We start from the raw sequence: 18615 nt of genomic DNA, 5'->3' as shown, positions 1-18615 counted from the left end.
ACGGGCGTGCCCGAACGAGCACTCAAGGACGGGTCACTGAGGAGACCGGCATCATGTCCACCGGGTCGTAGCGCACGGGCGCTCCCGGGTGCGGGGCGTGCACCACCTGGCCGTTGCCGGCGTACATGCCCACGTGGCTGGCGTCGTCACGGTAGACGACGAGATCGCCGGGGCGCGCCTGACTCATCGGCACCTGACGGCCGGCCGAGCGCTGCGCCTGCGAGGTACGGGGAAGGGACACCCCGGCCTTCCCGTAGGCCCACTGCGTGAGCCCCGAGCAGTCGAAGGAGCCGGGCCCCGCGGCTCCCCATACATACGGCTTGCCCACAGCGGAGCGTGCGGCCGCCAGCGCCGCTTCCGCGCGCTGCGAGGACGCCTTCGCGCCGCTGCCCGGTACGGCGGACCCGCCGCGCCCACCGGCGCGCGAGGCACGCTCCCGCTCGGCCCTCTCGGCCGCGGAGAGTACGTGCATCAGCTTGCGCGCGGCGTCGAGCTTCTTCAGCACGGCCTGCTTCTGCCGCTTCCTCTCCGCCCGTTCCCGCTCCAGCAGGCCCAGTTTCGTGCCCGCCTCGGCACTTTGCTGCTTCAGGGAGCGCTGGGCGCTCTTGAACCGCAGCAGCTTCTCGTGCTGGCGGCTGCCGATGCGGTCGAGGGTGGCGGCCTTGTCCAGATAGCCGTCGGGGTCCTCGGTGAGCATCAGGGCGATGGACGGGTCGATGCCGCCGGAGCGGTACTGCGCGCCGGCGAACGAAGCCAGCGCGGAGCGGAGCCGGTTGACCCGCTCCTGCTTCCTGGCGGCGCTCTCCTGGGCGTACTCGACCTGGTGCTCCAGTTCGCGGGAGCGCTCGGAGGCGGCGTTGTACCTCTCGGTGGCTGCCTCGGCCTGCTCGTAGAGCTTGTCGATGCGGGCGCCGACCGCGCGGTCCTCCGCGGTTCCCGGGTCGGCCGGACGGGCGCCCGCGGGGGCGGCCGGCGACAGGGCGGCAGCGGCACCCGCCACCGCTGTCAGCACGACGAGACGGCTGGGCCAACTTCGGCCACGCTGGGCGGGTTTTCGATGACTCCGGTGCGAGACCACTGGGGACGTGCTCCTTCCGTTACGGCGCGGCGAATCTAGCCGTACCGCCAGGAAGGTTCCACGCACCGCGCGCGGCGCGACAGCCCGGACATTTGCGCGGACCCCGCCGATCGACGCAGGTCAACGGCGGGGTCAGGGGTCATTCCGGCGTGTTCGCTTTCACCCGGACGAACGACTGTGTCCTGTAGGCGAGATGACGCGCGTGTTGCCGGAGTGGCCCATGGTGCTGCGGAGTCCGCACGACTCCGGAAGCAGTGGTCAGGAAGCGGGAGCTCAGCCGATCCGCACGCCGAACTGGAACGGCATGTTGTTGATCGACTCGTAGCGCACACCGGCACCCGGCTTGGGGGCGTGCAGGATCTGCCCGTTGCCCGCGTAGAAGCCGATGTGGTGCTGGTCGCCGTAGAAGATGACCAGGTCGCCGGGGGCGAGTGCGCCGCGGCCGATCTGGGTTCCGGCGCCGGCCTGGGCCTGGGAGGTGCGCGGCAGCGAGACGCCGGCCTGCTTGTACGCCCAGGAGGTGAGGCCGGAGCAGTCGAAGGAGCTGGGACCGGTCGCCCCCCACACGTACGGCGAACCTATCTTGCTCTTGGCGGCGGAGAGCGCGGCCGCGGCCCGCTGCGAGGCGGAGGCGTCGCTGCCGAGATCCACGCGCGAGGCGGAGGCGCGGTCGGCTCTCGCCTGCTCCGCGGCGAGACGCGCGCGGTCGCCCGCGGTCAGCTTGTTGAGGAGACCGCGAGCCTTGGAGAGCTTCGCCTGGATGCCCTTCTTCTTCTCGCCGAGCTCCTTGCGGGTGTCGGCCAGGTCCTTGAGCTTGTCCGCGGCCTCCTGGCGCTGCTGCGCCAGGTTGCGCTGCTTCGTCTGGATCTTCTTCAGCGCCTCGGCCTGCTTGCTGCTCAACTGGTCGAGCGTGGAGGCCTTGTCGAGGTAGCTGTCCGGGTCCGAGGAGAGGAAGAGCTGCACGGACGGGTCCACACCGCCGGTGCGGTACTGCGCCGTGGCCATCGAACCGAGGCCGTTGCGCATGTCGTTGAGGTCGTCCTGCCCACGCGCCACGCTGTCCTGGAGGTTCGCGACCTCCTTCTCCAGCTTGTTCTGCTTCTCCTTGGCGCCGTTGTACTTCTCCGTCGCGCCTTCGGCCTCTTCGTAGAGCTTGTCGACCTTCTCCTTGACCTCCTTCTTGGAGGCCTTGGGTTCGGCTTGCGCGCCCTGCGTGGTGAGGGCCACTGCCGCGGCGGCGGTTGCCGTGAGCACGGTGACGCGGCGGGTACGGCTGGGCTGCTTGGGTCGACGGTGGGACGCCACTGGGGCGAGCTCCTTCTTCCTCAGCCGCCTGCCGGACTGACACTCCGGCTCCACTTCGCCATGGGCGAGGCTCCGCGGAACGAGGCGGTCCTCCGCCGCCGCCCCGGATGGACGGCCAAACGTGCGGAGGTTCGGGGCCAGACATTAGCCACGGGTAATCGTCGGATCAAATCACTCTCAGAAAAAACCCGTCACAGGAGCAGATTCTTTACTCACATCGCACAGGGAGCGATGACGGGGTCACGCAGCGGTGCGAACGCGGGCCCGAGAGGCCCCGATTGGAGCCTGCCGCCGGCGACGTGCCCTGCGCATGCCCGTCGTTGGACGCCGCTGTGACGGCGGCGTGAGGAACGTGAAGCCGGAACCGTCCCTCGGTGGACCACGACGCCGGGTTCGTGCAGGTCGTCCCTTCGCGGCGCCAGTTGGGCACATACGTCGGCCGGGCACATCCTCGTCCGGCGGCGGCAGTCCCGACCCCGCTCCCGGCCGGGATCACCATGTGCCGGGCAAGAGGCCGCCGTTCGGCCCGACGGCTCCTGGGCTCAGAGGTGTGCCGCAGGGATGCGCAAGGCTGCCGTGTCGGACGGCGTGGGAAGTGGGCCCGGTGGTTCTAGGTGCGTCCGAGACGGCGCAGAAGGAGGGCCGAGGCGACCGGGCGGGCTCCGGCCGCCGCGCAGCCGTCCGCCACCTCACGGTCCGAGGAGACGACCACCACGGCACGTCCCGGAGGCTCCGCCCGCACGAGTCGCCGGATGAGCTCGTCGGCGGTCTCCCCCGGCTTGCTGAAGAGGACGCGCACGCCCCGCGGGGGCGCCAGCAGCACGGGCGCGGCGAGTTCGGCCCCGTCGAAGACGCATGTGACCTCGGCACCGGACTGGGCGGCGAGGCCCGCCAGCCCCCCGAGCAGCCTCAGCCTCTGCTTGTCCAGGGGCATCGTGGGATAGCCGGTCTTGGTGACGTTGTAGCCGTCGACGACCAGATGCGACTGCGGTAGCGCGAGGAGCTGGTCGAGAAGTTCCGGATCGGTCTCGGACAGGGCACGCGCAGCGATGTCGCGCGGGGTCATGCGCCCGGGTTCGACGGCGTCGACGGTGTCGGCGGGCCGGCTCGTCGTGGGAGGAAGCGCCAGCTCGCGACGGAGGCCCTGTGCGGCGTCCAGCACGCTGTCCAGCAGCAGCCGCACCCGCATGTCCTGCACGCTGCGCCCCTCGCGGGCGGCACGGCGTCCGGCCTCCAGCGCGGACTCCGCTTCCGAGAGCCGGGTGCGCAGCCGGCGGCTCTCGCTCTCGGCCGCCGACTTCTCCGCGGCCGCCGAGGAGCGCAGCTCCTCGAGCTCGGCCCGCGTCTTGCGCACCTCCGCCTCGCCGCGCTTCACATCGCTCTGGGCGCTGCGCAGCTTCCGCTGGGTCACCTCCAGCTCCTTGCGCACCGACTCCAGTTCGCCGCGACCACGTTCGGCCTCCGTACGCGCCGCGGTGCGCGCCTCGGCCAGTTCGCCGCGGAGCCTGGCCAGTTCGCGCTGGGCCTCCTCACCGGCGCGTTCGGCCTGCGCGCGCTGGGCCTCCTCGCCTGCCGCGGCGACGAGCTTGGGCCAGTCCACAGGACGCAGCACGTACGCCACGGCCGCCACGTCCACGGGATCGGCGGCGGGCGGGGGCGTGCCCGAAGTCAGCGCCTCGGTGAGCTCGGGGAAGCGCTCGCGCAGCTGCTCGGCGATCCGCTCGCGGAACGCGGGTTCGCTCTCGAGTGCCGCCGCCATCGCGTTGGCGCCGAATTTGATGCGGCGCTGCGGGGTGAAACGTGCGTACTGGCGCAACGGGGCGGGCAGTTCGGCGATGGTCAGGCCGCCCAGCGCGTCGCCCGTGAGGGACACCACCCTGCGGCGGACCTTCTCGGGCAGCGGCCTGTCGAAGGGTTCGGCCTCCTCGGAGCGCGGCGGACCGGCGGGCCTGGGCTCATCTTCGCCCTCACCGGCGACGGGACCTGCGTCCGTCTCCGGTGGAGGCTCGGCACCCGGCACCGGCGGCTCGCGCTCCGAGCCGTCGGCACTCCCATCCACCACCGTTCACACCTGCCGTTTCTCAGACCTGGGCGCCCGGCCGGTCCACGAGCTCGACCTGGTCGGCGGCGTCGCACCACCGGCAGCGCACGGATTCGATGCTCTCACTGAGCACCTCCTGCTCCTCGACCCGCGGCTCACCGGCCAGGTCCAGGTGGACGTACTCGACGACCCTGCTGGAGCGCGTCACGTCGAAGCGCGTCAGATTGCCGCAGAGTGTGCAACGCCACCGGGTTCCGGCCGTGGGCTTGGGGACCGACATGGATTCGACCTCATTCCTTCGAGCGTTCGCGGGCTTCGCTGCGGTGCGACCACGTGCGCGTGCGGTAACCCGACGAAAGCGCAGCATCGCCTGACGTAACCCTATGACCCTGCCGCACAGCGTGTGTCCCGAGGAGCCTGCCCAGTGGCCGAATCATCATGAACCGCACCGTGCCGAAGATTCCCGTCGTGACCTGTGCGCTCATCATCCTGTGCACCGTGATCTTCCTCACCGGCCCGGCCTCGGGTTTTCTGCCCGGCCACGGCAGCGGCACGTCCCTGCACCGGGCGCAAGCCGCGTACTTCAACCACTGGGGCGTCGTCCCTCGCACTCTGTGGAGCGGTGCCCTGCGGCCGTTCGTCACGCCTCTGACCGCGCTCTTCCTGCACGCGAGCTGGCTGCACCTGCTGGGGAATCTGCTCTTTCTCCATGTCTTCGGCGGCCCGGTGGAGATGCTCATGGGCCGCCTGCGCTTCGCCGTCTGCTATGTGAGCGTCGGCTACATCGCCATGCTCTGCTACGCGGCGGCGCACAGCCAGTCGGGGGAGACCCTGGTCGGGGCGTCCGGCGCGGTCTCGGGCGTGCTGGGGGCGTTCCTCTACCTCCATCCGAGGGCACGGGTCACCAGCCTCTTCCCGTTCCTCTACTTCCTGCCGCTGCGATTCCCCGCCTGGGTGGTGCTCGTCTTCTGGCTCGCCCTGCAGTGGATCGCGGCCCGCGGGGACACCGACGGACCGGGCGTGGCCTACCTCGCCCATGTGGTCGGATTCACCCTCGGCTTCCTCTACGCATGGGCGCGTTTCCGCCGTTTCCGTACGGCTACAGTGGGCACGCCCGCTCCGGCGACCCAGGGAGAGTCCACACCGTGATCACCTCGATCGTGCTCCTCAAGACCAGCCCCGAACGCATCCCCGAGATCGCCGAGCAGATCGCGGCGCTCGAGGGCGTCAGCGAGGTCTACTCGGTCACCGGTGCTCACGATCTGATCGCGATGGTGCGTGTGGCCAGGCACGACGACCTGGCGGACGTCATTCCCGGCCGGATCAGCAAGGTGCCGGGCGTGCTCTCCACGGAGACCCACATCGCCTTCCGCACCTACTCGCAGCACGACCTGGAGTCGGCCTTCGCCATCGGCCTGGACGCCTGAGGGCGCGGCCCCGCTTGCGGCGCGCGCCCCGGGGCCGCACCGGACGGCCCTGACGGCACTCAGGCGCTGAGCACACCCCGGGCGGCGGTCTCCGGGAGGGTGCCCGTCTCCGGGAGGGTGCCGGTCTCCGGAACGCAGCGCCCGTCCTCCGTGCGGTAGCGCAGACGGGCGCCGTCACGTACGAGTTCGCGCACGGCCCGTACGAACCTCTCCACGTGCTCCTCCGGTGTCCCCGCGCCGATGCTCACCCGTACGGCGTTCAGCGAGCGTCCCTCGGGCGCACCGCACTCGCCGGGGTCCTCGCTCCGGGCGCCCAGCAGCGCGCGCACCAGCGGATGCGCGCAGAAGAGGCCGTCGCGTACACCGATGCCGTACTCGGCGGAGAGGGCGGCGGCGACGTGCGCGCTGCTCCAGCCCTCGATGACGAAGGAGACGACGCCGACCCTGCGCTCCGCCTCTGCCCTGGCATCGGACGGCGCGCTCTCGTCGTCCACGCCGAAGAGCGAGAGCACCTTCACTCCGGGCAGCTCCGACAGGCCCGCCAGCAGCTTCGTGGTCAACTCCCCCTCGCGCGCGGCCAGTTCCGGGAACCCCGCACCGGTGAGCGCCTCGCAGGCGGAGGCAATGGAGTACGCGCCGATCACATTCGGCGACCCGGCCTCGTGACGGGCCGGTCCGTTCTGCCACTCCACCTCGACGCCGCCGTCCGCGTCCCGCGCGACCTTGCGGCTGGCCCCGCCGCCGGCCAGGTAGGGCTCGGCGGCGTCCAGCCAGTCGGAACGGCCCGCCAGCACCCCGGCCCCGAACGGCGCGTACAGCTTGTGCCCGGAGAACGCCACCCAGTCGACGTCCAGTTCGCCGATGTGCACGGGGCGGTGCGGTACGAGTTGCGCCGCGTCCAGCACGATCCGGGCTCCGTACCGGTGCGCCGCGGCGGCCAGCCGGCGTACGGGCCAGATCTCGCCCGTGACGTTGGACGCACCCGTCACGCAGACCAGCTTCGGGCCTTCGGGCGCCGCTGCCAGCGCACGCTCCAGCGTCCCGACGGCCTGTCCGGCCGAGCGCGGTGCGTCCAGGAGGACTGTCCGCGCACCGGCCGCCTGCCACGGGAGGAGCGACGCGTGGTGCTCCGTCTCGAAGACGAATACACGCGTGCCCTCAGGCAGCGCCGACGCCAGCAGGTTGAGCGAATCCGTGGTGGAGCGGGTGAAGACGACCTGGTCCGTGCTGCGGCAGCCGAGGAAGCGCGCCACGGTGGCGCGGCTCCGCTCGAAGACGGCGGTGGAGTGCTGGGAGAGGTAGCCGGCGCCACGGTGCACGCTGCCGTAGTACGGGGCGTACGCGGCGACGTCCTCCCACACGCTGCGCAGCACGGGCGCGCTCGCGGCGTAGTCCAGTGCGGCGTAAGGGAGTTCACCGCCCGTCGCGAGCGGCGCGCGCACATCCAGGCCCAGCACCGGCAGGGGCGCGGAGGCGGGGGCAGGGGCGGGGGCGGTGACGGACGTGGGCTCCGGAACGGCCTCGCGGGCCGGCGCGGGACGGTCGGTGGCGGACGCGATGAGCAGGCTCATGCGAAGTCTCCCTCGAATGCCGGGGACCCCTGGGCATACGCCTCCCCGCCGAAGGCAGGGGAAGAGGGATCCGTGCTTGCCGCACGACCCTGCTGTCGTACGGCCCGGTCATCACCCGGGGCACCCCACCACGGAAGGAGGGTTGCCGGACAGCGGGCCGGGGCCTTGATCGCTGTCGCTCGTGACCTGGCGGGAAGTATGGCACACCGTGCCGCGGGCTCCGCCACCTAGTCCGTATCCCGGACGGACGTGCGGGCGCCCCCTGGACCGGGGCCCAGGGGGCGGAGACTCAGCGGCACTCCGGTGTCACATATGGCTGGCAGTCACCCAGCGGTCCAGCGCGGCACGCGCGGCGCCGCTGTCGACCGACTCGGCCGCCCTGCCCATCGCCACGCGGATCTGCTCCGTCAGCGGGGCGTCTCCCGGTTCGAGAGCGACGAGTGCCGCGGCGGAGTTGAGCAGCACGGCGTCCCGCACGGGGCCGTGCTCGCCGTCCAGCAGAGCGCGGGCCACATCGGCGTTGTAGGCGGCGTCGGCGCCGCGCAGCGCTTCGACGGGCACGATGTCGAGGCCGACGTCACGCGGGTCGAAGGACTCCTCGCGCACCGCCCCGTCCCGTACGACCCACACCGTGGACGTGGCGGTGGTCGTCAGCTCGTCCAGCCCGTCGTCGCCGCGGAAGACAAGGGCGGACGAGCCGCGTTCGGCCAGCACGCCGGCCATGATGGGCGCCATGCGGGGATTGGCGACCCCCGTCGCCTGAGCCCGTACACGTGCGGGGTTCGTCAGCGGGCCGAGGAAGTTGAACGAGGTGGGGATGCCCAACTCGCCCCGCGCGTTGGCCACATGGCGCAACGACGGGTGGAACTTCACGGCGAAGCAGAATGTGATCCCCGCCTCCGAGGCCACCTCGGCCACGCGCTGCGGGCTCAACTCCAGATTGACGCCCAGCTTTTCCAGCACGTCCGTGGCACCGCTCGCGCTGGAGGCGGCACGGTTGCCGTGCTTGACGACCTTGGCACCGCACCCGGCGACGACGATCGCGGACATCGTGGAGATGTTGACCGTACGGGCCCTGTCGCCGCCCGTACCGACGATGTCGACGGTCGGGCCCGGCACCTCGATCACGTTCGCGTGCGCGTACATCGCCCGTACGAGACCCGAGATCTCCCCCACCGTCTCGCCCTTGGCCCGCAGCGCCACCGCGAAACCGGCGATCTGCGCGTCGGTGGCCTCGCCGCGCATGATGTTGTCCATCGCCCACGCGGTGGCGTCGGCGCTGAGATCCTCACCGGCGAGCAGCGATGTCAGTACGTCCGGCCAGGTTTTCGGACCTCCTGAGGTACCTCCCAGGCCAGAGGCTCCGGGGGCGGGAGAGCCGGAAGATGGAACGGCACTCATGATCCCTCCTGAGGTCATCGATTCGGCTGGGGCCCACGCACCCGTGGCCCGGCCCGGATCACCGGGTGCACCGGCGGCCGGCATGCGGGAGTACGGCGTGGGGGACGGCCCGGCATCAGGGCCCGGCCAGTCCCCACCCTAGCGGCACCCGTCCCCGGCCAGGACCTCCGTTCGGCGCGCGCGGGTCGGGGCCGGCGTTGCGGCACCGGTCGTCGAGCCGGACGCGGACGTGCGCGAGGGGCCGGGCTCCCCCTCGGGAAGCCCGGCCCCTCGTCCGTGGCTGCGCGGCCCGCACCCGGCGGCGCCGCTGGAGGCTCAGTGGTGGCCGTGGCCGCTCGTGAGCTCCTGGTACTCCTCGGCGGTCGGCTTGGGGATCTGCGCCTGCTCGCCGTAGTAGCCCTTGGAGAGCCGGGCGCGCAGCTTCTGCCCGCGGCCGACCTTCCGCTGGACGCCGTTCTCGTCCGTCTCCGGGCCGACCTCGTACGGCTTGTGCTGCTCGTGCGAGGTGAGCGTGTGCAGCTGCTCCTGGGAGAGCTGCTCGTGCACCTCGATGAACTCGCCGTGCGGGAGCCGCTTGATGATGCCGGACTCGCGACCGTGCAGCACCTTCTCCTTGTCGCGGCGCTGGAGCCCGAGACACGCGCGCCGGGTGATGAAGAAGACGACCACCGGCACCACGAAGAAGGCGATCCGCACGAACCATGTGATCGAGTTGATCGACAGGTCGAAGTGCGTTGCCACCAGGTCGTTGCCGCCGCCGATCAGCATCACCGTGTACCAGGCGATCCAGGCCGCGCCGAAGGCCGTACGTGTCGGGGCGTTGCGGGGCCGGTCGGCGATGTGATGCTCGCGTTTGTCGCCCGTCACCCACGACTCGATGAACGGATAGACGGCGATCGCCGCCAGCACCAGCGGGAAGACCATCAGCGGGATGAAGACGCCCATCACAAGCGTGTGGCCCCACAGATGGATCTCCCAGCCGGGCATGATGCGGATCAGCCCCTCGGAGAAGCCCATGTACCAGTCGGGCTGCGCATTGGTCGACACCTGATCCGGCCTGTACGGGCCGAGCACCCAGATCGGGTTGACGGTGAAGGCCGCGGAGATGGCGGAGATGACGCCGAAGACGAGGAAGAAGAAGCCTCCTGCCTTGGCCATGTAGACCGGCAGCAGCGGCATTCCGACCACGTTCTTGTTCGTACGGCCGGGACCGGCGAACTGCGTGTGCTTGTGATAGAAGACCAGGATCAGATGCGCCACGAGCAGGCCCAGCATGATCCCCGGCAGCAGCAGCACGTGGACCGAGAAGAACCGCGCGACGAAATCGTGCCCGGGGAACTCTCCGCCGAAGAGGAACATCGACATGTAGGTGCCGACGATCGGCATGGAGAGGATCGCGCCCTCCATGAACCTCACGCCGGTGCCCGAGAGCAGGTCGTCCGGCAGGGAGTAGCCGGTGAAGCCGGTGAACATGCCCAGCACGAACAGCAGGAAGCCGAACAGCCAGTTGATCTCGCGCGGCTTGCGGAACGCGCCGGTGAAGAAGACGCGCATCATGTGCACGAACATCGCGCCGAGGAAGATCAGCGCCGCCCAGTGGTGGATCTGCCGGACGAGCAGACCGCCGCGGACGTCGAAGCTGATGTCCAGCGTGGAGGCGAACGCCTCCGACATCCGTACGCCCTGCATCGGCACGTAACTGCCGTGATACTCCACCTCGTTCATCGACGGGTGGAAGAACAGCGTCAGATACACGCCGGTCAGGATGATGATGATGAAGCTGTAGAGCGCGACCTCACCCAGCATGAAGGACCAGTGGTCCGGGAAGATCTTGCGCATGTTGGCCTTGGCCAGGGAGTAGATCCCCAGGCGGCCGTCGGCCCAGTCCGCGACCCGCTCGCCGGCGGGTGCCTTGCGCTTCGGGGCGGTGGTCTCGGTTGCTGTACTCATGCTCGACGCTCCCAGTAGGCCGGGCCCACGGGTTCTTCGAAGTCGCCCTGCGCTTCGAGGAATCCGTCGTTGTTTACGCTGATCTTCAGCTGCGGCAGCGCGTGGCCCGCCGGGCCGAAGATCACTCGTGCACCGTCCGACAGGTCGAAGGTCGACTGGTGGCACGGGCAGAGCACGTGGTGCGTCTGCTGCTCGTAGAGGCTGACAGGACAGCCGACGTGGGTGCAGATCTTGGAGTAGGCGACGATCCCCTCGTGGGACCAGTCCAACTCCCGCTTGTCCTTGATGTCGTCGGGCTCGAGCCGGACGAGCATCAGGGCCGCCTTGGCGATCTGCTGCTGAAAGTCCTCGTCCTCCTCCTCCAGGCCCTCGGGCATGGCGAAGGTGAGCGAGCCGACGGTGATGTCCTCGGGGCGCAGGGGCTCCTGGGTGTTCTCGTTCACCAGGAGCTTGCCCTTGGACCACAGCGTGTGCTCCAGCTTGTCCTCCGGCAGCGGCCCGAGGTCACGCAGGAGTACGACACCGGAGAGCGGCACCAGGGTCAGTGCGCCGAACATGGTCTTGCGGATGAGCGAACGGCGCCCGAGGCCGGACTCCTTGGCGCCCTGCGCGAAGTCCTCCATGACCTTCGCGCGGGTCTCCGGCTCGGCGGAGACGGCGTGCCGCTCGTCGACCAGTTCGTGGTCCGACATCAGGGTGCGCGCCCAGTGGACCGCGCCCGCGCCGATGCAGAAGAGAGCGACGCCGAGCGTCATTCCCAGCGCGAAGTTCAGCGCACCGATGCGCCCGGCCGGCCAGACGTAGATGAACTTGTCGACCGGGATGAGCACGAAGCTCGCGATGAAGCCGAGCGTGGCCAGCATCGAGGCCGTGAAGAGCATGGCCACGACGCGCTCGGAGCGCTTGGCGGCGCGCTCGTCCATGTCCTGGATCCGCGGCTCGTGCGGCGGCAGGCCCGGGTCGGCGAACGGATCGTCCGCGACGGCCACGGCACCGTGACCGTTCTGCTGCTCGGTCGGCAGGTTCTTCTCAGACACGTTCTCGTGTGATCCAGTCTCGCTCATGACTTCTTGGCCTTTGCGGTCCGAGCTGCGACCCAGATGGCGACGAGGATGAGGACGCCGAGGCCGAAGATCCAGGCGAACAGGCCCTCGATGACGGGACCCAGGCCGCCCAGCTTGTAACCACCGGGGTTTTCGGACTCCTTGCTGTTCACCGTCTTCAGGTATGCGGCGATGTCCCGCTTCTCCTGCTGGGGCAACACCTTGTCCGGGAAGGAAGGCATGTTCTGCGGGCCGGTCTGCATGGCCTCGTAGACATGCTTGGGGTCGACATCGCTGAGACCCGGCGCGTACTTGCCGTGCGTGAGTGCCCCGCCCTCACCGGTGAAATTGTGACACTGGGCGCAGTTCGTACGGAAGAGCTGACCACCGTTGGCGATGTCGGCGCCGCTCGGGTCGTACTGGCTCTTGGTGGGCTTGATCGGACCGGAGCCCAACGAGGCGACGTAGGCGGCGAGCTGGTCCGTCTCGTGCTCGCTGTAGATCCTCTTCTTCTTCGGCACCTGGGCGCCCGGCTGCTGCGCGGGCATCCGGCCGGTCCCGACCTGGAAGTCCACGGCGGCGGAGCCGACGCCCACCAGGCTGGGGCCGTCGCTGGTGCCCTGGCCGCCGGTTCCGTGGCAGCTGGAACAGCCCACGTCGTAGAGCCTCTTGCCCTCCTCGATGGCGAGGGACTGGCTCGACGACTGTTCGGCCTTCGCTTCACCTGCGGGAGCGAACGCGGCGTACAGCCCCCCGGTGGCCGCCAGCGCGAAGATGAGAACGACGAGCGCCGCCAGCGGATGGCGCCGTCGTGCGGAGAGCTTTTTCACGGATTACCCCGGTGTCAGGATCTTCTGCGTCGATGCTTGTGCTTGTGTCTGTCACTGCCCGGCGCACGCTCGCGCGCACCGGCGCCCGATCAGCTACTTGATCAGGTAGATCGTGGCGAAGAGGCCGATCCAGACGACATCGACGAAGTGCCAGTAGTAGGACACGACGATGGCTGCAGTGGCCTGCTGATGCGTGAAGCGCCTGGCCGCGTACGTCCTGCCGAGCAGGAGCAGGAACGCGATCAGACCACCCGTGACGTGCATCCCGTGGAAGCCGGTGGTCAGGTAGAACACCGAGCCGTAGGGATCCGAGGAGAGCGAGATGCCGTCCTTCTCCACCAGCTCCGTGTACTCGAAGATCTGGCCGCCGATGAAGATCGCACCCATGACGAAGGTGATGATGAACCAGCCCCGCAGCTTCTTCACGTCACCGCGCTCGGCGGCGAAGACACCGAGCTGACAGGTGAGCGAAGAGAGCACCAGGATCGTGGTGTTCACCGCCGAGAAGGGCACGTTCAGCGCGTCGGCATGTTCCTTCCAGAAGTCCGCACCCGTCACGGACCGCAGGGTGAAGTACATCGCGAAGAGGGCCGCGAAGAACATCAACTCGGAACTCAGCCAGATGATCGTTCCGACGCTGGTGAGGTTCGGCCTGTTGACCGACGGGTGCGCGTGCCCGGTTTCTACTGCTGTTGCTGTCGCCACGACCGACATTATGTCGGTCGCTCATAGGGCCCTTACTCCCGGGGTGCCGTTCGGTGTGTCCAGGCAGTGTGTCCAGCTCAAACAAGCCTCTCCCCGGGGCACACGAAGCGGTGTTGAGGAGCGTGGCGAGGGAGTAACATCCGCGCTGCGGCTCCTTGCCGTCACGTGATCACGAGCGAGATACGTCCAGCGGAGGAACGATGCAGCCGACCGCCACGGTGCTGGTCTACAGCGACAACACCGACACCCGCGAGCAGGTGCGGCTCGCCGCCGGCCGCCGTCCCGCCGCGGACGTGCCGCCCGTGGAGTACGTGGAGTGCGCGACGCTCCCCGCGGTCCTCTCCACGCTGGAGAAGCACCGTATCGACGTGTGCGTGCTCGACGGGGAGACGGCACCGGCGGGCGGCATGGGCGTGTGCCGGCAGATCAAGGACGAGATCTTCGACTGCCCCCCTGTGCTGCTGCTCATCGGACGCCCGCAGGACGCCTGGCTGGCCTCCTGGAGCCGCGCGGAGGCCGCCGTCTCGCATCCGATCGACCCTGTCGCCCTCGCGGGCGCCCTGGCGGGGCTTCTCCGTGAGAGCGACGGGGCGTCTGCGCAGGTACAGCCTCTCTGATCCCCCCGGCCTGATCCCCCCTGCTGGTCGTCGTCCGGGCCCATGACGGCCCGGACGCGGTCAGACCTGCGGGCGCAGCCTGTTCACTCCGGTCGCGGAAGCGGAGTCCTGGCCGTGGGAGCCGCGCAGCACTGCGCTGCCCTTCTTCCACTTCGCCCAGGACATGTTCCAGTCGCCGAAGCCGTTGCCGAAGGCCGGCATGTTCTCCCCGTCGGAGTTGACGTACTTGACGGGGACGCCGTTCCGCACGTTCTCGAAGAACCACTGAGCGTTCTCCGTGCTCATGCCGGTGCAGCCGTGGCTGCTGTTGGATACGCCGTGCGAGCCGGAGGACCACGGGGCGGCGTGCACGTACTCGCCGCTCCAGGTGAGCCGCGAGGCCCAGTGGACGCCCAGGTCGTAGGACTCGCCGCCGCCGATGCCGACGCTGCCGCTCCGCATCCGTACGAACGACTCCCGGCCCAGGATCACCTTCGTGCCGTTGCGGGTCTCGAACCCGGCCTTGCCGGTGGTGATCGGGATCTCCTTGATGACCTTGCCGTTCTTGCTGAACTTCATGGACAGACCCGACGCGTCCGCCAGGGCTTCCACCCGGTCGCCGGTCTTCAGCTTGACGGGCTTGGCCGTGTCCCCGTAGAGGCCCTCGCGCACCTTCAGGCCCTTCAGGCGGGAGCGGACACTGATGGTGGAGTGCGCGGGCCAGTACTCCTTCGGGCGGTAGTGGAGCTCCTTGCTGTCCACCCAGTGCCAGGCCCCCTCGACGTGCGGGGAGGACTTCACTGTGAGCGCGCCTTCGACGAGCTTGCGCTGCTTGGCGCCCTTGACCTTGTGGCTCAGCTCGGCGGTGATGGGCTGGCCCACGCCGTAGGTGCCGCTGTCGGGCCCGAAGGTCACGCCGAGCCGCTTCGCGTGCGCGGGCTTGGTCTGGAAGTTCAGCGTCCGGCGCCCCTGCTCACCGGAGCCGTTCTCGGTGCTGATGCGGACGGTGTAGCGGACACCCGCGGCGAGGCCGGTCGTGCTCCGCCAGCGCTTGCCGTCATCGGAGAGCTTGCCGCTGAGGAAGCGTCCCGCGGTGTCCACGGCGGTGACGTCGGCTATCCGTCCTTCGTCGCCCGTGGCGGTCACCTCGAGGGGCTGGGAGGGGTCCACGACCGCCCCCTCCTCGCCCGCGCTGACGGAAATCTGGTTGCTGGCGTCGTACGGGGCACCTGCGAGGGGGTTCCCGTCGCTGCCGACACTGCACGAGGTCAGTCCGACAGCCATCGGTATGAGGGTGAGGGCACAGCCGGCTGAGAGCCGGCGCTTCGTCCTGTTCGAAGAGTGATTCATAGGCCCAAGGTAGGAACTGTCACAATTCAGGGCCTCTTGGGCGCATGCAAATGGGTCGGCCCCCGGTGATCACCGGGGGCCGACCCATTTGCGGAATGCTTCAGCCGCGAGCCTCACCGAGTGCGAGGCCCGGCCTGGAGCCTCACTGAGTGCGATTCTCGCCGTGGTAGTACTCGAAGACCCAGCCGAAGAGGCCGACGAAGAGCAGCGGCGCCGAGACGAACACCAGCCACCATCCGAAGGCCACGCCCAGGAACCCGAAGGCCGCACCGAGCCCGAGGGCGAGCGGCTGCCAGCTGTGCGGGCTGAAGAACCCGACCTCGCCGGCGTCGTCCGCGACCTCGGCCTCCTTGTTGTCCTGCGCGCCGACGTCCACGCGGCGGGCGGTGAAGGCGAGGTAGTAGCCGATCATGACCGCCAGACCGAAGGCGAGGAACAGCCCGGTCGTGCCGACCGGCTCCTTCGACCAGGCGCCGTAGACGATCGCCGTGGCGAGCAGGAAGACGGCCAGGCCGAGGAACATCTTGCCCTGGATCTTCACTTCGAGTCCTCCTTACGGCCGACCAGCGTCCGGTCGGCTGCCTGCTGCTCGCCGAGCTGGTCGAGAGCCGCGACCTCGGGGTAGTGCAGATCGAACGCCGGCGACTCGGAACGGATGCGCGGCAGCTGGAGGAAGTTGTGCCGCGGGGGCGGGCAGCTCGTCGCCCATTCCAGGGAGCGGCCGTAGCCCCACGGGTCGTCGGTCTCGACCTTCTTGCCGTACTTGGCCGTCTTCCAGACGTTGTAGAGGAACGGCAGGACCGACAGCCCCAGCACGAAGGAGCTGATCGTCGAGACGGTGTTCAGGGCGGTGAAACCGTCCGCGGCCAGGTAGTCGGCGTAGCGGCGCGGCATGCCCTCGGCGCCCAGCCAGTGCTGGACGAGGAAGGTGCCGTGGAAGCCGACGAACAGCGTCCAGAAGGTGATCTTGCCGAGCCGCTCGTCGAGGATCTTCCCGGTGAACTTCGGCCACCAGAAGTGGAATCCGGCGAACATCGCGAAGACGACCGTTCCGAAGACGACGTAGTGGAAGTGCGCCACCACGAAGTACGAGTCGGAGACGTGGAAGTCCATCGGCGGCGCGGCCAGGATGACGCCGGTCAGACCGCCGAAGAGGAACGTGACGAGGAAGCCGATCGACCAGAGCATCGGCGTCTCGAAGGACAGTGAGCCCTTCCACATCGTGCCGATCCAGTTGAAGAACTTCACGCCCGTCGGCACCGCGATCAGGAACGTCATGAAGGCGAAGAAGGGCAGCAACACCCCGCCCGTGACGTACATGTGGTGCGCCCAGACCGTCGCCGAGAGGCCCGCGATGGCGATCGTGGCACCGATGAGGCTGATGTACCCGAACATCGGCTTGCGACTGAAGACCGGGATGACCTCGGAGATGATGCCGAAGAACGGCAACGCGATGATGTACACCTCGGGATGGCCGAAGAACCAGAACAGGTGTTGCCACAGCAACGCCCCGCCGTTGGCCGAGTCGAAGATGTGCGCCCCGAACTCGCGGTCCGCCTCCAGCGCGAGCAGCGCCGCGGCGAGCACCGGGAACGCCAGCAGCACCAGAACACCTGTGAGCAGCACGTTCCACGTGAAGATCGGCATCCGGAACATCGTCATGCCGGGTGCGCGCATGCAGATGATCGTGGTGATGAAGTTGACGGAACCGAGGATGGTGCCGAAGCCGGAGAGCGCGAGGCCCATGATCCACAGATCGGCGCCCATGCCCGGCGAACGGACCGCGTCCGAGAGCGGCGAGTAGGCGAACCAGCCGAAGTCCGCGGCGCCGGACGGCGTGAGGAAACCGCCGACCGCGATGAGCGAACCGAAGAGGTACAGCCAGTACGCCAGCATGTTCAGCCGCGGGAAGGCCACATCGGGCGAGCCGATCTGCAGCGGCATGATCCAGTTCGCGAAACCGGCGAACAGCGGAGTGGCGAACATCAGCAGCATGATCGTGCCGTGCATGGTGAACGCCTGGTTGAACTGCTCGCTCGACATGACCTGGATGCCGGGCCGGGCGAGTTCGGCGCGCATGAACAGCGCCATCACGCCGCCGAAGAGGAAGAAGGCGAAGGACGTGACGAAGTACAGCGTCCCGATCTTCTTGTGGTCGGTCGTGGTGGCCCAGTCGACCAGCATGGCGCCGGGCGTCTTCTGCCGTACGGGCGGTGCTGCCTCGGCCGTCGCGGCGGCACCCTTGGGTTCGTTGAGGATGCTCACGGGTTATTCGTCTCCGCATTCCTGGCGTCGCCGGTGGTGGCGGTGCCCGACGGGATGTAGCCGGTCTGGCCCTTCTTGGCCAGGTCCTTCAGATGCTTCTGGAAACGCTCCGGTGAAACGACCTTCACGTTGAAGAGCATCCGGGAGTGGTCGACGCCGCACAGTTCGGCGCACTTGCCAACGTAGGTGCCCTCCTTGCTGGGAGTCACCTCGAAGCGGTTGACGTGACCGGGGAGCACGTCCTGCTTCATGAGGAAGGGCACCGGCCAGAAGGAGTGGATGACGTCGCGGGAGGTGAGGATGAACTGCACCGTCTCGCCCTTGGGCAGCCAGAGCGTGGGACCCGGGTTGTTGGTCTGGGGGTTGCGCTCGGCGGGCGTCCCGACGGTGTAGACGCCGTCGGCCCCCTTGGGGAAGGCCGTCCTCATCCGGTCCGGGATGGCGGAGAGTTCCTTGTCGCCGGTGTTCGAGGTGGAGGGCTTGCCGTCCACGTCCTCGATGTAGTTGAAGCCCCAGCTCCACTGGAAGCCCACCACGTTGACGACGTGGTCGGGCTTCTTCGTCGTCGCGAGGAGCTTGGTCTCGTCCCGCGCGGTGAAGTAGAAGAGCACCGCCACGATGATGATGGGGACCACCGTGTACAGGGCCTCGATCGGCATGTTGTACCGGGTCTGCGGAGGGACCTCGACCTTGGTCCTCGAGCGCCGGTGGAAGAGGACGCTCCACAGGATGAGCCCCCAGACCAGAACGCCCACGGCGAGCGCTGCCGCCCAGGATCCCTGCCACAGGGAGAGGATCCGCGGAGCCTCATCCGTGACGGGGGTGGGCATACCTAGGCGGGGGAAGTCCTTGTATGTGCAACCGGTAGCGGTAGCCAGGACCAGGCCCGCGGCAAACGCCTGCTGCAGCTTCCGCCGCATCGGGCGCCGCATGGGGGTACCGCCCACGCCCGGCGGGCGGTGGGGGAGGTCGGAGCCGTTGGGACTCACGTAGCGCCTTCCCGAGAGTCTCGCCCGCCCATGCCGGCTCGGCCGTTGCTGGTCGGGCGCGGCC

At 69.0% G+C, this 18615-nt stretch carries 17 protein-coding genes and 1 riboswitch; of the genes, 3 read left to right on the top strand and 14 right to left on the bottom strand.

What is annotated here, in order from left to right; translation table 11 throughout:
- Positions 1-22: 22 nt before the first annotated feature.
- The 4 genes from G4Z16_RS25990 to G4Z16_RS25975 form a co-directional block, all read right to left on the bottom strand.
- Positions 23-1012: a C40 family peptidase gene (locus G4Z16_RS25990; RefSeq protein ID WP_197353067.1), complete on the bottom strand. Its 990-nt coding sequence runs from the start codon at positions 1010-1012 to the stop codon at positions 23-25.
- Between the two features lie 339 nt (positions 1013-1351).
- Positions 1352-2383 carry a C40 family peptidase gene (locus G4Z16_RS25985; protein WP_197353066.1) on the bottom strand — a complete coding sequence of 344 codons (1032 nt, stop codon included), beginning with the start codon at positions 2381-2383 and terminating at the stop codon, positions 1352-1354.
- 610 nt (positions 2384-2993) lie between these two features.
- Positions 2994-4283 carry an NYN domain-containing protein gene (locus G4Z16_RS25980; protein WP_246531367.1) on the bottom strand — a complete coding sequence of 430 codons (1290 nt, stop codon included), beginning with the start codon at positions 4281-4283 and terminating at the stop codon, positions 2994-2996.
- A 181-nt stretch (positions 4284-4464) separates the two neighbouring features.
- Positions 4465-4704: a hypothetical protein gene (locus G4Z16_RS25975; RefSeq protein WP_197353065.1), complete on the bottom strand. Its 240-nt coding sequence runs from the start codon at positions 4702-4704 to the stop codon at positions 4465-4467.
- Positions 4705-4862: 158 nt separating this feature from the next.
- On the opposite strand from G4Z16_RS25975, the gene G4Z16_RS25970 reads away from it, so the two are divergent.
- Entirely contained in the window at positions 4863-5573 is a 711-nt protein-coding gene (locus G4Z16_RS25970; RefSeq protein ID WP_197353064.1) for a rhomboid family intramembrane serine protease, read from the top strand.
- Positions 5570-5851 (top strand): Lrp/AsnC family transcriptional regulator, encoded by a 282-nt coding sequence (locus tag G4Z16_RS25965; protein WP_028435764.1) that lies wholly within the window; start codon positions 5570-5572, stop codon positions 5849-5851. Before G4Z16_RS25970 ends, G4Z16_RS25965 begins: the two co-directional genes overlap by 4 nt.
- 59 nt (positions 5852-5910) lie before the next feature.
- On the opposite strand, the gene G4Z16_RS25960 is transcribed toward G4Z16_RS25965, so the two are convergent.
- The 6 genes from G4Z16_RS25960 to ctaE form a co-directional block, all read right to left on the bottom strand.
- On the bottom strand, positions 5911-7422 hold the full coding sequence (locus tag G4Z16_RS25960; protein WP_197353063.1) for an aminotransferase class V-fold PLP-dependent enzyme: 1512 nt from the start codon (positions 7420-7422) through the stop codon (positions 5911-5913).
- 67 nt (positions 7423-7489) lie between these two features.
- Positions 7490-7609: riboswitch (SAM riboswitch) on the bottom strand.
- 119 nt (positions 7610-7728) lie between these two features.
- Positions 7729-8823: an anthranilate phosphoribosyltransferase gene (trpD, locus tag G4Z16_RS25955; protein ID WP_197353062.1), complete on the bottom strand. Its 1095-nt coding sequence runs from the start codon at positions 8821-8823 to the stop codon at positions 7729-7731.
- Between the two features lie 315 nt (positions 8824-9138).
- Positions 9139-10773: a cytochrome bc1 complex cytochrome b subunit gene (gene qcrB / locus G4Z16_RS25950; protein WP_197353061.1), complete on the bottom strand. Its 1635-nt coding sequence runs from the start codon at positions 10771-10773 to the stop codon at positions 9139-9141.
- Positions 10770-11837, bottom strand: a complete 1068-nt coding sequence (gene qcrA, locus G4Z16_RS25945) for a cytochrome bc1 complex Rieske iron-sulfur subunit (protein ID WP_197353060.1) — start codon at positions 11835-11837, stop codon at positions 10770-10772. The genes qcrB and qcrA overlap by 4 nt, the downstream gene beginning before the upstream one ends.
- Positions 11834-12646: a cytochrome bc1 complex diheme cytochrome c subunit gene (gene qcrC / locus G4Z16_RS25940; RefSeq protein ID WP_197353059.1), complete on the bottom strand. Its 813-nt coding sequence runs from the start codon at positions 12644-12646 to the stop codon at positions 11834-11836. Before qcrC ends, qcrA begins: the two co-directional genes overlap by 4 nt.
- Positions 12647-12739: 93 nt before the next feature.
- Positions 12740-13360, bottom strand: a complete 621-nt coding sequence (gene ctaE / locus G4Z16_RS25935) for an aa3-type cytochrome oxidase subunit III (RefSeq protein WP_197353058.1) — start codon at positions 13358-13360, stop codon at positions 12740-12742.
- Positions 13361-13551: 191 nt separating this feature from the next.
- Between ctaE and G4Z16_RS25930 the strand changes: the two genes are divergently transcribed.
- Positions 13552-13968, top strand: coding sequence for a hypothetical protein (locus G4Z16_RS25930; protein ID WP_028435770.1), 417 nt, complete (start codon positions 13552-13554; stop codon positions 13966-13968).
- Between the two features lie 60 nt (positions 13969-14028).
- On the opposite strand, the gene G4Z16_RS25925 is transcribed toward G4Z16_RS25930, so the two are convergent.
- The 4 genes from G4Z16_RS25925 to ctaC form a co-directional block, all read right to left on the bottom strand.
- Complete coding sequence (locus G4Z16_RS25925) at positions 14029-15231, bottom strand: L,D-transpeptidase (protein ID WP_425508120.1); 1203 nt, start codon at positions 15229-15231, stop codon at positions 14029-14031.
- A gap of 208 nt (positions 15232-15439) precedes the next feature.
- Positions 15440-15838 (bottom strand): cytochrome c oxidase subunit 4, encoded by a 399-nt coding sequence (locus tag G4Z16_RS25920; RefSeq protein WP_197353056.1) that lies wholly within the window; start codon positions 15836-15838, stop codon positions 15440-15442.
- Positions 15835-17562: an aa3-type cytochrome oxidase subunit I gene (gene ctaD / locus G4Z16_RS25915; protein ID WP_197353055.1), complete on the bottom strand. Its 1728-nt coding sequence runs from the start codon at positions 17560-17562 to the stop codon at positions 15835-15837. Before ctaD ends, G4Z16_RS25920 begins: the two co-directional genes overlap by 4 nt.
- Entirely contained in the window at positions 17559-18551 is a 993-nt protein-coding gene (gene ctaC / locus G4Z16_RS25910) for an aa3-type cytochrome oxidase subunit II (RefSeq protein WP_425508119.1), read from the bottom strand. The genes ctaD and ctaC overlap by 4 nt, the downstream gene beginning before the upstream one ends.
- Between the last annotated feature and the right edge of the window lie 64 nt (positions 18552-18615).

Origin of the sequence: Streptomyces bathyalis (genome assembly GCF_015910445.1) — a bacterium.
Taxonomy (GTDB): Bacteria; Actinomycetota; Actinomycetes; order Streptomycetales; family Streptomycetaceae; genus Streptomyces; species Streptomyces bathyalis.
This window is presented reverse-complemented; position numbering and strand designations above follow the sequence as displayed.

Excerpts from the sequence above, each read along its gene's own strand:
- G4Z16_RS25960 (WP_197353063.1), bottom strand. The coding sequence starts at position 7,422 with ATGAGCCTGCTCATCGCGTCCGCCACCGACCGTCCCGCGCCGGCCCGC.
- G4Z16_RS25970 (WP_197353064.1), top strand. The coding sequence starts at position 4,863 with ATGAACCGCACCGTGCCGAAGATTCCCGTCGTGACCTGTGCGCTCATC.
- ctaE (WP_197353058.1), bottom strand. The coding sequence starts at position 13,360 with ATGTCGGTCGTGGCGACAGCAACAGCAGTAGAAACCGGGCACGCGCAC.
- G4Z16_RS25925 (WP_425508120.1), bottom strand. The coding sequence starts at position 15,231 with ATGGCTGTCGGACTGACCTCGTGCAGTGTCGGCAGCGACGGGAACCCC.
- trpD (WP_197353062.1), bottom strand. The coding sequence starts at position 8,823 with ATGAGTGCCGTTCCATCTTCCGGCTCTCCCGCCCCCGGAGCCTCTGGC.
- qcrA (WP_197353060.1), bottom strand. The coding sequence starts at position 11,837 with ATGAGCGAGACTGGATCACACGAGAACGTGTCTGAGAAGAACCTGCCG.
- G4Z16_RS25975 (WP_197353065.1), bottom strand. The coding sequence starts at position 4,704 with ATGTCGGTCCCCAAGCCCACGGCCGGAACCCGGTGGCGTTGCACACTC.
- qcrB (WP_197353061.1), bottom strand. The coding sequence starts at position 10,773 with ATGAGTACAGCAACCGAGACCACCGCCCCGAAGCGCAAGGCACCCGCC.
- G4Z16_RS25930 (WP_028435770.1), top strand. The coding sequence starts at position 13,552 with ATGCAGCCGACCGCCACGGTGCTGGTCTACAGCGACAACACCGACACC.